The sequence below is a fragment of the Rhodococcus sp. 06-1460-1B genome (assembly GCF_002258475.1).
Lineage (GTDB): Bacteria > Actinomycetota > Actinomycetes > Mycobacteriales > Mycobacteriaceae > Rhodococcoides > Rhodococcoides fascians.
In genome coordinates, this window is the sequence record NZ_NOYS01000014.1 from 80216 (window position 1) to 95037 (window position 14822).

The 14822-nt window shown below is 65.0% G+C and carries 11 protein-coding genes; 10 read left to right on the forward strand and 1 reads right to left on the reverse strand.

Features of this window, described 5'->3' with window-relative positions; genetic code table 11:
- Positions 1–24 precede the first annotated feature (24 nt).
- From trpC to CH268_RS05450, 10 genes are all read left to right on the forward strand, one after another.
- The gene (trpC, locus tag CH268_RS05405) at positions 25–834 is read left to right on the forward strand and encodes an indole-3-glycerol phosphate synthase TrpC (RefSeq protein ID WP_027497280.1); all 810 of its coding nucleotides are present in this window, start codon (positions 25–27) and stop codon (positions 832–834) included.
- Between the two features lie 120 nt (positions 835–954).
- On the forward strand, positions 955–2226 hold the full coding sequence (gene trpB, locus CH268_RS05410; protein ID WP_094662858.1) for a tryptophan synthase subunit beta: 1272 nt from the start codon (positions 955–957) through the stop codon (positions 2224–2226).
- A complete protein-coding gene (trpA, locus tag CH268_RS05415; RefSeq protein ID WP_027497278.1) occupies positions 2223–3026 on the forward strand; it encodes a tryptophan synthase subunit alpha in 804 nt (267 codons plus the stop codon). The genes trpB and trpA overlap by 4 nt, the downstream gene beginning before the upstream one ends.
- Entirely contained in the window at positions 3023–4009 is a 987-nt protein-coding gene (gene lgt, locus CH268_RS05420; protein ID WP_094662804.1) for a prolipoprotein diacylglyceryl transferase, read from the forward strand. The genes trpA and lgt overlap by 4 nt, the downstream gene beginning before the upstream one ends.
- Positions 4002–4877 carry a TM2 domain-containing protein gene (locus CH268_RS05425; protein ID WP_094662806.1) on the forward strand — a complete coding sequence of 292 codons (876 nt, stop codon included), beginning with the start codon at positions 4002–4004 and terminating at the stop codon, positions 4875–4877. The genes lgt and CH268_RS05425 overlap by 8 nt, the downstream gene beginning before the upstream one ends.
- A 37-nt stretch (positions 4878–4914) precedes the next feature.
- Entirely contained in the window at positions 4915–5517 is a 603-nt protein-coding gene (locus tag CH268_RS28515; protein ID WP_441346962.1) for a TM2 domain-containing protein, read from the forward strand.
- 263 nt (positions 5518–5780) lie between these two features.
- Positions 5781–10349: a glutamate synthase large subunit gene (gene gltB / locus CH268_RS05435; RefSeq protein ID WP_441346965.1), complete on the forward strand. Its 4569-nt coding sequence runs from the start codon at positions 5781–5783 to the stop codon at positions 10347–10349.
- Entirely contained in the window at positions 10342–11847 is a 1506-nt protein-coding gene (locus CH268_RS05440; RefSeq protein WP_094662810.1) for a glutamate synthase subunit beta, read from the forward strand. Before gltB ends, CH268_RS05440 begins: the two co-directional genes overlap by 8 nt.
- A 122-nt stretch (positions 11848–11969) precedes the next feature.
- On the forward strand, positions 11970–13388 hold the full coding sequence (gene pyk, locus CH268_RS05445) for a pyruvate kinase (RefSeq protein ID WP_027497274.1): 1419 nt from the start codon (positions 11970–11972) through the stop codon (positions 13386–13388).
- Positions 13389–14318: an acyl-CoA thioesterase gene (locus CH268_RS05450; protein WP_094662812.1), complete on the forward strand. Its 930-nt coding sequence runs from the start codon at positions 13389–13391 to the stop codon at positions 14316–14318.
- Here the strand turns inward: CH268_RS05450 and CH268_RS05455 are convergent.
- On the reverse strand, positions 14284–14805 hold the full coding sequence (locus CH268_RS05455; RefSeq protein WP_094662814.1) for a DNA-deoxyinosine glycosylase: 522 nt from the start codon (positions 14803–14805) through the stop codon (positions 14284–14286). The genes CH268_RS05450 and CH268_RS05455 overlap by 35 nt on opposite strands.
- Between the last annotated feature and the right edge of the window lie 17 nt (positions 14806–14822).

Genomic DNA, 14822 nt, shown 5'->3' on the forward strand with positions numbered 1-14822 from the left:
ACGCTCAGAAAGGACTGGGGCACCATGACTGTTCTCGACTCGATTCTCGACGGTGTACGAGCCGACGTCGCCGCGCGCGAATCGGTGATCGATTTCGCTGCGGTGAAGGCAGCAGCGAAGCTGGCCCCGGCACCTCTCGACGCGGCGGCTGCCCTCCGCGAGGACGGCATCGGCGTCATTGCCGAGGTCAAGCGTGCGAGCCCGTCCAAAGGCGCGTTGGCCGACATCGGTGATCCTGCGGTGCTCGCGCGTGCCTACGAGCAGGGTGGCGCTCGCGTCATCAGCGTGTTGACCGAGGAGCGTCGTTTCCGGGGATCGCTCGCCGATCTCGACGCGGTGCGAGCCGCAGTCTCGATTCCTGTGCTGCGCAAGGATTTCATCGTCGGTCCGTACCAGATCCACGAGGCCCGAGCCCACGGCGCGGACGTCATCCTGCTGATCGTCGCGGCCCTGGAGCAGGACGCACTCACGTCTCTTCTCGATCGCACGGAGTCACTCGGCATGACGGCACTCGTCGAGGTCCACACCGAGGCCGAGGCCGATCGCGCACTCGAGGCGGGTGCCAGCGTCATCGGTATCAACGCCCGCAACCTCAAGACCCTCGAGATCGATCGCGACAGTTTCGGCCGTATCGCGCCCGGCCTGCCCAGTGAGATCATTCGCGTTGCCGAGTCGGGAGTGCGGGGCACCGCCGATCTTCTCGCGTACGCCGGAGCCGGCGCCGACGCAGTGTTGGTCGGAGAAGGTCTGGTCACCGCGGGCGATCCGCGCACTGCGGTCTCGGACCTGGTGACGGCGGGCACGCACCCGTCGTGCCCGAAACCCGCACGCTGAACCGGCACCCCACCCGAACGCGGCGACGGTCCGCCGTTGGGGCACACTGGAGCGGTGAGCACCAGCCAAACTTCTTCCGCCGCGGACGCCCCTCAGGTAGTCCGCTTCAAGGGCGCTGATCTGCCGCAGAGCAGCATCGGCCTCACCGATCGCAGCGCGCACGAGCCCGACGTGGGCGGTCACTTCGGCGTGTACGGGGGCAGGTTCGTGCCCGAGGCGTTGATGGGTGTGATCGAGGAAGTCACCGCCGAGTACGAGAAAGTGCGCAGCGACAACGAGTTCCTCAGTGAGCTGGATCGGCTGCAGCGCGATTACACCGGTCGGCCATCGCCTGTGTTCGAGGCGACCCGGTTGTCCGAGCATGCCGGTGGCGCTCGGATCCTGCTCAAGCGAGAAGACCTGAATCACACCGGTTCTCACAAGATCAACAACGTGCTCGGGCAAGTTCTGCTCGCGAAGCGAATGGGCAAGACTCGTGTCATCGCAGAGACCGGTGCCGGTCAGCACGGCGTCGCGACCGCCACGGCCTGTGCCCTCATGGGTCTCGACTGCGTCGTCTACATGGGTGAGGTCGACACCGAGCGCCAGGCCCTCAACGTCGCCCGGATGCGTTTGCTCGGGTCGGAAGTCGTCGCAGTGAAGTCCGGTTCGCGCACTCTCAAGGATGCGATCAACGAGGCACTGCGAGACTGGGTCACCCACGCCGACAACACTTATTACTGCTTCGGAACCGTCGCGGGGCCGCATCCGTTCCCGGTGATGGTCCGCGATTTCCAGCGCATCATCGGCCTCGAAGCGCGGCAGCAGGTCCTCGCATCCACCGGCCGCCTGCCCGATGCCATCGCGGCGTGCGTCGGCGGCGGGTCCAACGCCATCGGAATCTTCCACGCGTTCATCGACGACGCCGATGTGCGTCTCGTCGGGTTCGAGGCTGCCGGCGACGGAGTCGAGACCGGTCGTCACGCGGCGACCATCAGCGGTGGTACGCCTGGAGCCCTGCACGGTGCCTACTCGTACCTGCTGCAGAACGAGGACGGCCAGACAGTCGAATCCCATTCCATCTCAGCAGGATTGGACTATCCCGGGGTCGGACCCGAGCATTCGTACCTGCACGACATCGGGCGCGCCGAGTACCGCGGCGTGACGGACACCGAGGCGATGAACGCCTTCAAGCTGCTGTGCCGCACCGAGGGCATCATCCCGGCCATCGAATCGTCGCACGCCATCGCAGGCGCACTCACCCTCGGCAAGGAACTGGGTGAAGGTGCCATCATCCTGGTCAACCTGTCCGGTCGCGGCGACAAGGACGTCGACACCGCAGCCGAGTGGTTCGGTCTGATCGACGGAGACGGCGAAGCGAACGTGGACGACGAAGCAGGTATCAAGCCATGAGCAACAACGACTCTCGCCTCTCCGGGACGTTCGCCCAGTGCCGTGCCGAAGGGCGCGCTGCACTCGTCGGATACCTGCCCGCCGGCTTTCCGACCGTCCCCCGGTCGATCGAGGTCTTCAAGACCATGGTCGATGCCGGGTGCGACATCGTCGAGGTCGGCATCCCGTACTCCGATCCGGTGATGGACGGCCCCACGATCCAAGCTGCTGCAGACGTGGCGCTGCGAGCCGGTGCCCGGGTCAAGGACGTCTTCGCCGTCACCGAGCAGGTTGCCGCCGCTGGCGGCAAAGCGGTCGTCATGACCTACTGGAACCTGGTGCTCAAATACGGCATCGAGAATTTCGCCCGGAGCCTCGCCGATGCGGGTGGACTCGGAATCATCACTCCCGACCTGATCCCCGATGAGGCTCAGGAATGGATCGAGGTCTCGGATCGGTACGGACTCGACCGAATCTTCCTCGTCGCACCGTCGACGACGGAGGAGCGACTCGTCAGCACCGTCGAAGCCAGCAGCGGCTTCGTCTACGCCGCCTCGACGATGGGCGTGACCGGTGCCCGCGACGCGGTGTCCTCGATGGCACCGGCGTTGGCGGCGCGTATCCGCGAGCATTCCGACATTCCGATCGGCGTCGGTCTCGGCGTTCGGTCGGGTGCACAGGCTGCTGAGATCGCGAAGTATGCCGACGCGGTCATCGTCGGCTCGGCTTTGGTGACGGCTGTCGACAACGGTCTCGACGCGGTTCGTGACCTGACGACCGAACTCGCCGAGGGTGTCCGCTCCGCTAACGTAGCGTCGTGACTTCGACCGCCTTCCTGGCCTATATTCCCAGTCCCGCGCAGGGGGTGTGGCACGTCGGACCGCTCGCGCTCCGTGCCTACGCCCTGTTCATCATCATCGGCATCGTGGTGGCCGTGGTGTGGGGAGATCGCCGTTGGGTCGCTCGCGGCGGAACCAAGGGCACGGTCCTCGACGTCGCTGTGTGGGCCGTACCTTTCGGGCTTCTCGGTGGCCGGCTGTACCACGTGGCCACCGACTGGAAGACGTACTTCGGTGCCGGCGGTCGGCCGATCGAGGCGCTCTACGTGTGGAACGGCGGCCTCGGAATCTGGGGCGCGGTGTTCCTCGGCGGAGTCGGCGCGTGGATCGCGTGTCGTCGACGCGGCATCCCACTCCCGGCATTCGGTGACGCGGTAGGCCCGCCGATCCTGCTGGCCCAGGCAATCGGCCGCATCGGCAACTACTTCAACCAGGAGCTCTACGGTCGCGAAACCACGCAACCGTGGGGTCTCGAGATCTACGAGCGACTCGATGCGAACGGCCGGCTCGATCCGTTGAACGGCGTGTCCACCGGAATGGTCGAGAAGGTCGTCCACCCGACGTTCCTCTACGAACTGCTGTGGAGCGTCCTGATCGTCGTCCTCCTGGTACTCGTCGACCGGAAGTACACGATCGGCCACGGTCGACTGTTCGCGCTCTACGTGGCCGGATACTGCGTCGGTCGGTTCTGGGTGGAACTCATGCGAGACGACTTCGCGACGAAGATCGCCGGAATCCGCGTGAATACGTTCACCTCGGCGATCATCTTCGTGCTCGCGGTCGCCTACGTTGTTCTCGCCACCAAGGGGCGCGAAGACCCGGCGGCATTGAAGTCGAACGACGACGACAGTCGCGACAGCGAAGACAAGACGGGTGGCGAGTCCGCCGACGGCGATCCGCAGGCAGGCACGGGCGAGACATCGTCCGAGAAGAAAGCCGAGGAAGAAGGCAGTACCCGTGGTTGATTTCGAGAAGAGGGCACACCCCGACCCTGCTGATTCGGGCGGCGGTACCGACAAGTCGGCCGGCTCTTTCGGTACACCGTTCGACTACGACGCAACGGCCGAGGCGTCGCTCTCCGAGCCGCCCGCGACATCCGAGTCCGCACCCTCGCACGGTCCCGCCGGTTCTACCGGACCGGGCTGGGACACCTATTCGGGTATCGGCAACGGGCCCGGCTGGTCCAGTACTCCCAGCTATCCGGCCCCCAGCCCGGACGGCAGTATTGACAATTCGATCGGTGGCCTTCCGCCGTCCGCCGGTTACCCGACACCGGGATCCGAGTACCAGGGATACGGTCAGCCGGGATACGGCCAACAGTCGCCCTACGGTTCACCACAGGGGTACGGCCAGACTGGGGGATACGGCCAACAGGGGTATGGCCAGCAGGGATACGGCCAGCAGGGATACGGCCAGCAGTCGGGCTACGGCCAGCAAGGGTACGGCCAGCAAGGGTACGGCCAGCAGGGCTATGGCCAGCAGAATTATGGCCAAGCACAGGGCTTTTCGGCCGGGCCCGGTTTCGGTGTCGGACCCGACGCGCCGTACGGGCGGGATCCGGTCACCGGTGAACCGTTGTCGGACAAATCGAAGATCGTCGGTGGACTACTTCAGCTGTTCCTCGGCTGGCTCGGCGTGGGTCGTTTCTACATCGGTAGCACCGGAATCGGCGTCGCGCAGTTGCTGCTGTTCTTCTTCGGCGTGCTGCTGACCGTGGTGTTCGGCCTCGGCCTGATTCTGTTGTTCGGACTGTTCGTGTGGCATGTCGTGGACGCCGTGCTGATTCTCGTCGGCAATGTTCCCGACAGTCGCGGGCTCAAGCTGCGAGACTGATCGACCTACCCGTAGCGCGTCGTCGAGGGAGTTCGTTGTGAGTGATTCAGGTACATCGTCATCGGACGGATCGACACCGGGCGGATCGGCGGGAGACGGCTCGGGTTCGGAGCCCACCATCTCGTTCGAGAAGAACGCGGCACCGGGTCCGGTATACGGCGCACCCGACCCCGGGTACGGCCCGCCGAATTGGGGCAGTGATCCGTACGACGCGTCCGGAAGTGACGACCGTAGCTCCGGTGCACCGGACGGTCCACCGCCCGGTGCGGGTTACCCGCCGCCCCCGTTCCCGGGCGGCGGTCCCCAATACGGCGGTCCCCAGTACGGAGGACCCCACTACCCAGGCCCCCAGTACGCCGGTGCCCCTGGTTGGGTGGATCCGAGCGCTCCTTACGGACGGCATCCCGTCACCGGGGAACCGTTCTCGGACAAGCAGAAGCTCACTGCCGGGCTGCTGAACATCCTGCTGGGTGTTTTCGGGGCAGGACGCTTCTATTTGAATCAGCCGGGAATCGCGGTGGCGCAGATCGCGGTCACGTGGCTCACGTGCGGCATCGGCGGTATCTGGCCGCTGATCGACGGGATCATGATGCTCACGGGCAGCGTGCGCGATGAACACGGGCGCCCCCTGCGCGACTGAGCCCAGTGCCGTTCGCGATTGCATCGTTGCGATCGGCAACTGATACGATTCCGCCATCCGAGAGCGATCTCGGATTCTTTCGCGGGCCAGAGCTGTCCCGGTGAATTCCCGATAGGCATCGAATTCGGTCGATCCGGCACTCTATGTCGGTTCGGGCGACCAGCCGGCGGGGTAGCCGAGGCTCACAGTGCAGCGTGTCGACACTGCGCCATCCGAAGCACCCACCGGTCTACGTGGAGGTGATCGTGGTGTTGTTTTCTCGGATGCCTGCCGAGCAAGGACTGTACGACCCGAGCGCGGAGAAGGACTCCTGCGGCGTCGCGATGATCGCGGACATCGCCGGACGCCGTTCGCACTCGATCGTGTCCGACGGTGTTCTGGCACTGGAGAACCTGGAACACCGTGGTGCAGCCGGTGCCGAGCCCAACAGTGGTGACGGCGCGGGCATTCTGATCCAGCTGCCCGTCGAACTTCTCGATTCGTTGTCCTCGTTCGAGTTACCGTCCGCCAACGGCGACGGCGAGAACACCTTCGCGGCGGGTGTCTGCTTTCTGCCGCAGGGCATCCGCGAGCGCGGGTCGGCCGTGCAGCGTGTCGAATCCATTGCAGCCGAAGAGGGTCTCGAGGTGCTGGGTTGGGTTCCGGTCGAGGTCGACCCCGATCGCGCCGACGTCGGACTGACGGCGCTCGGATGCATGCCGTACATGAGCTATCTCTTCGTCGCGGCCCCCGAGGTCGACGGTTCACGTCCGGCCGGTCTCGAACTCGACCGATTGGTGTACGGGCTGCGTAAGCGGTCGGAGCGCGTCACCCCGGAGATCGAGGCAGAGGGCTCGGGCCTGTTCTTCCCTTCGCTGTCCGCACGCACCATCGTCTACAAGGGCATGCTCACCACCATGCAGCTGCCCCTGTTCTTCCCGGAGCTGCGTAACCCGTTGTGTACGAGTGCAATTGCCATCGTGCACAGTCGCTTTTCCACCAATACCTTCCCGTCGTGGCCGTTGGCGCACCCGCACCGCTACGTCGCGCACAACGGAGAGATCAACACGGTCAAGGGCAACAGGAACCGGATGCGCGCTCGGGAAGCGATGCTGTCCAGCGATCTCATCCCCGGTGATCTGGAGCGGCTTTTCCCCATCTGCAATCCCGACGCCTCCGATTCGGTGTCGCTCGACGAGGTGCTCGAACTGCTGCATCTGGGCGGCCGGAGCGTTCCCCACGTCGTGATGATGATGGTGCCGGAGCCGTGGGAGAACCATCGCACGATGGATCCGCGGGTACGGGCGTTCTATCAGTTCCACTCGTCGATGATGGAAGCGTGGGACGGTCCGGCCTGCGTCACGTTCACCGACGGTAGCTACGTCGGGGCCGTTCTCGATCGCAACGGTCTGCGACCCGGTCGGTGGTGGCAAACGGCCGACGGTCGGGTGATCCTCGCGAGCGAGGCGGGTGTGCTGGACGTGCCGCAATCTCAGGTCGTCGCCAAGGGTCGCCTCGAACCGGGCAAGATGTTTCTGGTCGACACCGTCGCCGGGCGTCTCGTTCCCGACGAGGAGATCAAACTGCAACTGGCGCAGGAACATCCGTACCAGGAGTGGCTGCACGCCGGCTTGCTGGAGATCAAGAGCCTGCCCGAGCGCGCCCACATTCAGTACAACCACGAGTCCGTGATCCGCAGACAGATCGCCTTCGGCTACACCGAGGAAGATCTCCGCGTCGTGCTCACCCCGATGGCCGCCTCCGGGGGCGAGCCACTGGGGTCGATGGGGACCGATACCCCGTCCGCGGTGATGTCCCAGCGATCTCGTCAGCTGTACGACTACTTCATCGAGCTGTTCGCGCAGGTCACGAACCCGCCACTCGACTCCATCCGAGAAGAGATAGTGACCTCGTTGTCGCGCGTGATGGGGCCGGAGCAGAATCTGCTCGAGCCCACTGCCGCGTCGTGCAGACAGATCGTGTTGCCGTGGCCGGTGCTGGACAACGACGAACTCAACAAGATCATTCACATCGACGACGACGGTGATCATCCCGGTCTGTCGGCCATCGTGCTCCGCGCACTGTACGAGGTCGAGCGTGGTGGGGAAGGTCTGGCCGAGGCCATCGAGGAGCTGCGCTCGCGGGCATCGGAAGCCATCGCTGCCGGCTACCGCACGCTGATCATCTCCGATCGTGATTCGGACCACACTCGGGCACCGATTCCGTCCCTGCTGGCCACCTCTGCTGTGCATCACCATTTGGTGCGCACCAAGGAACGCACCAAGGTCGCCCTCGTCGTCGAGTCCGGCGATGCACGAGAAGTGCACCACCTGGCCCTGCTGATCGGATTCGGCGCGGCGGCCGTCAACCCGTACCTGGCCATGGAGTCGATCGAGGACCTGGTCGGCGAAGGCGAGCTCACCGGGGTCGAGCCCACTGTCGCGGTGCGCAACTACCTGTACGGGCTCGGCAAGGGCGTGCTCAAGGTCATGTCCAAGATGGGCATCTCGACCGTCGGGTCCTACACCGGCGCACAGGTTTTCGAGGCGGTCGGTCTCGATCGCGAGGTCGTGCGCGAGTACTTCAAGGGCACCGTCAGCAAGCTCGGCGGAGTCGGTCTCGACGTCCTCGCCGAAGAGGTCAAACTCCGTCACCGGAAGGCATACCCGGAGAATCCCACCGACCGTGTTCACCGCCGCCTCGAGATCGGCGGCGAGTACCAGTTCCGGCGTGAGGGCGAACTCCACTTGTTCAGTCCCGAGACGGTGTTCCTGTTGCAGCACGCAACACGCACCGGTCGCTACGACGTGTTCCAGAAATACAGCGACGAAGTGAACCGGCTCGCCCGCGAAGGGGGTGCACTCCGGGGCCTGTTCGAGTTCAGGGACCAGGTGCGTACGCCTGTTCCACTCGACGAGGTGGAGTCGGTGGAGTCCATCGTCACCCGGTTCAACACCGGAGCGATGAGCTACGGATCCATCTCTGCCGAGGCGCACGAGACCATGGCCGTTGCGATGAACAATCTGGGTGGGCGCTCCAACTCCGGCGAGGGCGGAGAGGACGTCGATCGCCTCTACGATCCGAGCCGGCGCAGTGCCGTCAAGCAGGTCGCGAGTGGACGGTTCGGGGTGACCAGCGATTATCTGGTCAACGCCACCGACATTCAGATCAAGATGGCGCAGGGTGCCAAACCCGGTGAGGGCGGGCAGCTGCCCGGTTACAAGGTGTACCCGTGGGTGGCCAAGACTCGGCACTCGACGCCCGGGGTCGGCCTGATCTCCCCGCCTCCGCACCACGACATCTATTCCATCGAGGATCTCGCGCAGTTGATCCACGATCTCAAGAACGCCAACGAGAACGCGCGCGTCCACGTCAAACTCGTCAGCTCGGTAGGAGTGGGCACGGTGGCGACGGGAGTGAGCAAGGCGCACGCCGACGTCGTACTGATCTCGGGATACGACGGTGGCACGGGCGCGGCTCCGTTGACGTCTCTCAAGCATGCCGGTGCGCCCTGGGAAATCGGGCTGGCCGACGCCCAACAGACGTTGGTGCTCAACGGACTTCGCGATCGCATCACCGTCCAGTGCGACGGCGGAATGCGCACCGGCCGTGATGTGATCATCGCGGCGCTGCTCGGTGCCGAGGAATTCGGGTTCTCGACGGCGCCTCTGATCGTCGCGGGATGCATCATGATGCGGGTCTGCCATCTCGACACCTGCCCAGTGGGTGTCGCGACTCAGAACCCCGAACTGCGCAAGCGGTTCACCGGCAAGCCCGAGTTCCTCGAGGACTTCTTCAGGTTCGTCGCCGAGGATGTGCGAAAGTACCTCGCGCAGCTCGGGTTCCGCAGCATCGACGAGGCCGTCGGCCACGCAGACGTGCTCGAGACCGCGGCCGGCGTCGCACATTGGAAGAGCAAGGGACTCGACCTCACACCCATCTTCGCGATGCCGGTGGATCGACACGGCGCGCCCATGACGCAGCGTCGACGCCTACGCGATCAGGACCACGGCCTCGATTTCGCGCTGGATCGCACGCTGATCCAGCTGGCCGAGGGGGCATTGGAGGACGCACATCCGGTCACGCTGGAGCTGCCCGTGCGCAACGTCAACCGCACGGTCGGAACACTTCTGGGGTCCGAGGTCACGCGACGCTACGGCGCGGCCGGGCTACCCGACGACACGATTCGCGTGTCGTTCACCGGCTCTGCCGGGCAATCGCTCGGTGCATTCCTGCCGCCCGGAATCACGATCGATCTCGTCGGCGACGCGAACGACTACGTGGGCAAGGGCCTGTCGGGAGGACGCATCGTCGTCCGACCGGCCGAGGACGCACCCTTCGTTGCCGAGGACAACGTCATTGCCGGAAACACGATTCTCTACGGAGCCACGTCGGGGGAGGTGTACCTGCGCGGTAAGGCGGGGGAGCGGTTCGCCGTACGCAACTCCGGAGCCGTTGCGGTCAACGAGGGCGTGGGAGATCACGCCTTCGAGTACATGACGGGCGGACGGGTTGTCGTGCTCGGGCCGACCGGACGCAACATGGCGGCCGGCATGTCGGGCGGTATCGCCTTCGTTCTGGGTCTCGACCCCGCGGACGTGAACACGGCAATGGTCGAGTTGCAGGTTCCCGATCCGGACGATCTGGTGTGGCTGCGCGAGACGGTCGAGAACCACGAGCGCTGGACCGGCTCCACCGTCGCGGCATCACTGCTCGCCGACTGGCCCCGCCGGTCCGCTCTGTTCACCAAAGTCATGCCCGTCGACTACCAGCGAGTGCTGGAGGCGACACGAATGGCGCGCGCCGAGGGGCGCGACGTCGACGCTGCGATCATGGAGGCTGCACGTGGCTGATCCACAGGGATTTCTGAAGGTCGTCAAGCGTGAGGCCGCCAAGCGTCCTATCGACGAACGGGTCAGGGACTGGAACGAGGTGTACTCGGATCAGCCCAGCAGCGAACGCGCGGCCGAGGTCTCGGAACAAGCGCGCCGCTGCATGGATTGTGGAATTCCGTTCTGCCACTCCGGAACTGCCGGCTGCCCGCTGGGCAACCTGATCCCGGAATGGAACGATCTCGTGCGCCGCGATCGGTGGGACGCGGCCAGTGATCGGCTGCACGCCACCAACAACTTTCCGGAGTTCACCGGCCGAGTGTGTCCGGCTCCGTGTGAATCCGCCTGTGTCCTGTCCATTTCCGAGGCCGCCACCGGCGGAAGTGTGACGATCAAGCGGGTCGAGCAGACCATCGCAGACCTGGCCTGGGAACAGGGCAGCGTCGTTCCGCAGCCTCCGACGATCACCACCGGTAAGCGAGTGGCCGTCGTGGGTTCGGGTCCGGCGGGACTGGCTGCGGCGCAACAGCTCACCAGGGCCGGGCACGATGTCACCGTGTACGAGCGCGACGATCGGCTCGGTGGATTGCTTCGATACGGAATCCCCGAATTCAAGTTGGAGAAGTCGGTGCTCGATCAGCGGCTGATGCAGATGCGGGCCGAGGGCACGCATTTCGTCACCGACTGCGAGGTCGGCATCGACTTCACCGTCGAGCAACTGCGCGCGAGCTTCGATGCGGTCGTGCTCGCCGTCGGCGCTCTGCGGGCTCGCGACAACACCGAGGTGATCGGCCGCGAACTCGACGGCATTCACCTGGCGATGGAGCATCTGGTGCCGTCGAACAAGGAATGCGAGGGCGACGGGCCGACGTCGATATCCGCTGCGGGCAAGCATGTGGTGATCATCGGCGGCGGAGACACCGGGGCCGATTGTCTGGGCACGGCTCACCGTCAGGGCGCCGCGTCGGTCACTCAGCTCGACTACAACCCTGCTCTTCCCGGTGCCCGTGACGACGGCCTTTCGCCATGGCCGTCGTGGCCGTTGGTACTTCGGACGTCGCCCGCGCATGCGGAGGGTGGCGTCGTGCGTCATCAGGTCGCGGTGCAGCGATTTCTCGGCGACGAGCATGGACATGTGCGCGCCATGGTGCTCGCCGAGGTCGAGGTGCAGCGCGACGCGGACGGGCGACGCATCGTGACGCCCATCGGTGAAGAGGTCGAATTGCCCTGTGATCTGGCATTGTTCGCCATCGGATTCGAGGGTGTCGAGCATGGACCGCTGCTCGACGACTACGGCCTGGCGCTGACCAAGCGCGGCGCGTTGTCGTGTGGTCCCGATTGGCAGACGACGGCCCCGGGTGTGTTCGTCTGTGGGGATGCCCACCGCGGTGCGTCGTTGGTCGTGTGGGCGATCGCCGAGGGGCGTTCGGCTGCCAACGGGGTCGACGCTTACCTCACCGGACACTCGGAATTGCCGTCCCCGGTACACCCCACGGCACTGCCTCTGGCGGTGGTGTGACACTCGTCTCTGTACCGGTACAGGTGCTTTCAGCAGCGGCCCGGCGCGGCTACCCGTCGGTAGTATTCGGCCGGGTTCCTCTGCGATAGAGAACGAGGCGTCCAGCGGCTACGCTCGCAACCGTGAGCCGACGTACGAAGATTGTCTGCACCCTTGGACCCGCAACCGCAACCACAGAGCGCATCCGCGAACTCGTCGAGAGTGGAATGGATGTCGCACGACTGAACTTCAGCCATGGCGATCACCCCGATCACCAGGCCAACTACGAGAGAGTTCGCGCCGCATCGGACGCCACCGGCAAAGCCGTGGGCATCCTGGCCGACCTGCAGGGACCGAAGATCCGACTCGGCCGATTCGCCGAGGGCTCTACCACCTGGGCCGCCGGTGAACTCATCCGCATCACCGTCGAGGAGTGCGAGGGCACCCACGATCGTGTGTCGACCACGTACAAGGAGCTGGCTCAGGACGCCAAGGAAGGCGACCGCCTGCTCGTCGACGACGGCAAGGTCGGCCTCGTCGTCACCGGCGTCGAAGGCAACGACGTGCTGTGTCGGGTCACCGAGGGTGGTCCGGTCAGTAACAACAAGGGCGTCTCCCTCCCGGGCATGGACGTCTCCGTTCCTGCCATGAGCGAGAAGGACATTGCCGACCTCGAGTTCGCCCTCGCGCTCGGATGCGATTTCATCGCGCTCTCTTTCGTGCGCTCTCCCGCCGATGTCGAACTCGTCCACGCAGTCATGGACCGCGTCGGCCGCCGAGTTCCGGTCATTGCCAAGCTCGAGAAGCCCGAGGCCGTCGACAACCTCGAAGCCATCGTGCTCGCGTTCGATGCGATCATGGTCGCCCGCGGTGACCTCGGCGTCGAGTTGCCACTCGAGCAGGTGCCCCTGGTGCAGAAGCGCGCCATCCAGATCGCCCGCGCCAACGCCAAGCCTGTCATCGTTGCGACCCAGATGCTCGAATCGATGATCGAGAACTCCCGTCCCACCCGCGCCGAGGCGTCCGACGTCGCCAACGCAGTGCTCGACGGTACCGACGCGGTCATGCTGTCCGGCGAGACCTCGGTCGGCAAGTACGTCATGGAGACGGTGCGGACGATGGCTCGGATCGTCGAGACCGTGGAAACCGAGGGCGACAGCGTTCCTCCTCTGACCCACGTTCCTCGCACCAAGCGCGGTGTCATTTCCTACGCCGCCCGCGATATCGGCGAACGTCTGGACGCGAAGGCCCTCGTGGCCTTCACCCAGTCGGGCGACACCGTGCGACGGTTGGCTCGCCTCCACACCAAGCTCCCGTTGCTCGCATTCACCTCGATCTCCGAGGTCCGCAGTCAGCTGTCCCTGAGCTGGGGCACCGAGACGTTCCTGGTTCCCGATGTGGGCTCGACGGACGCGATGGTCAAAGAGGTCGACAAGGCGTTGCTCGAACTCGGTCGTTACAACCGAGGCGATCAGGTCGTGATCGTCGCCGGTGCCCCTCCCGGCACAGTAGGCTCGACCAACTTGATCCATGTGCACCGAATCGGAGAAGAGGACCGGTAAGTGGTCGAAGCGGGGGGAACCGGCGTCAGCGAGAGCGCGCCGAGCAGTACTGCAGTACGCGGAACCGATCTCGAAACCCTTCTCGGTCTCCTCGCCCTCGAGGAGACCGAGGAGGATGTGTTCGTCGGACAGCATCCGGAGCAGGTGGGGAGCCGGACGTTCGGTGGGCAGCTCGTCGCTCAGGCGCTCATCGCCGCCGGCCGGACCGTAACCGGAACGTCCCGGGACGTTCATGCGATCAATGCGCACTTCATCCGCGGTGGTGACGTCAAGAAGCCCATCGAGTACCGGGTGAGTCGTCAGCGCGACGGCCGGGCGTTCGCCAACCGGCAGGTCACTGCGCTGCAGGACGGTAACGAGCTGTTCGTCATGCTCGCTGCCTTCCAGGATTTCGGTAAGGGCCTCGAGCACAGCGTCGAGGTGCCCGAGGTTCCGTATCCCGACGCCCTGCCGCCTCTCGGCGACCACTTCGTGGGGTTCGAGGACCGACTGCAGATGTTCGTCGATGCACTCAAACCGATCGACATGCGGTACGCGAACGATCCGGCGTGGATCATGCACGGCACCGGTGAGAAACTCAACCACAATCGAGTGTGGATGAAAGCGGACGGCGATCTGCCGGACGAGTCGATCTTTCACGCCGCGACCATGGGCTACGCGTCGGACACCACGGTGCTCGATTCGATCATCACCACCCATGGACTGTCCTGGGGACTCGACCGCATCGTGGCGGCGACGGTCAACCACTCCATCTGGTTTCACCGACCGTTCCGATTCGACGAGTGGGCTCTGTATGCAACCGAATCGCCGGTCGCGGCCGGATCGCGGGGACTCGCCACCGGCCGATTCTTCTCGATGGACGGTCAGCTGCTCGCAACCGTCGTGCAGGAGGGCCTCATTCGCCACTTCCCGAAACGCGTTCGCGCCTGAGTGCTGCCGACCACAGTCGAGTCTTGGCTTCGAGGGTGAGTGAGGCGTGCGCTGGACTGGTGGACGGCAGACGGATGCACTCGACATCCGGCTGCACCGCGTTCGCGACGTATCTGCGATAGCTGTCGGCAGCTTTTGCTCCGTTGAACAGCACGGTGTCGATGCCGGGATGACCTGCGATGAGGTTCGCGACATCGTTTGCCACGATAGATGATTCGACTATGGCCGAGTCCAGGCTTCCGGTCCGAGTACACAGCTTCAGTACGTCCCACACAGCAATCCCGCTGCGCGCCAGTCTCTCTGTTCGCGCCTCGTACGGAAGTTCGGGACCGGCACCGAACAGCGCGCCCATGATCGGCCAGAACGCATTTCGGGGATGAGCGTAATACTGCTGAGCAGCAAGCGATGCGACACCGGGCATCGAACCGAGTATCAGCGTGTGAGCGTGCTCGTCGACTATCGGTTCGAAGCTGTGCACGACGTTCATGTCGCGATTACAGCAAA

What these genes read in the sequence shown, in the direction of transcription:
- trpC (WP_027497280.1), top strand. Translation starts at nt 25, where the DNA reads ATGACTGTTCTCGACTCGATTCTCGACGGTGTACGAGCCGACGTCGCC.
- trpA (WP_027497278.1), top strand. Translation starts at nt 2,223, where the DNA reads ATGAGCAACAACGACTCTCGCCTCTCCGGGACGTTCGCCCAGTGCCGT.
- gltB (WP_441346965.1), top strand. Translation starts at nt 5,781, where the DNA reads ATGCCTGCCGAGCAAGGACTGTACGACCCGAGCGCGGAGAAGGACTCC.
- CH268_RS05455 (WP_094662814.1), bottom strand. Translation starts at nt 14,805, where the DNA reads ATGAACGTCGTGCACAGCTTCGAACCGATAGTCGACGAGCACGCTCAC.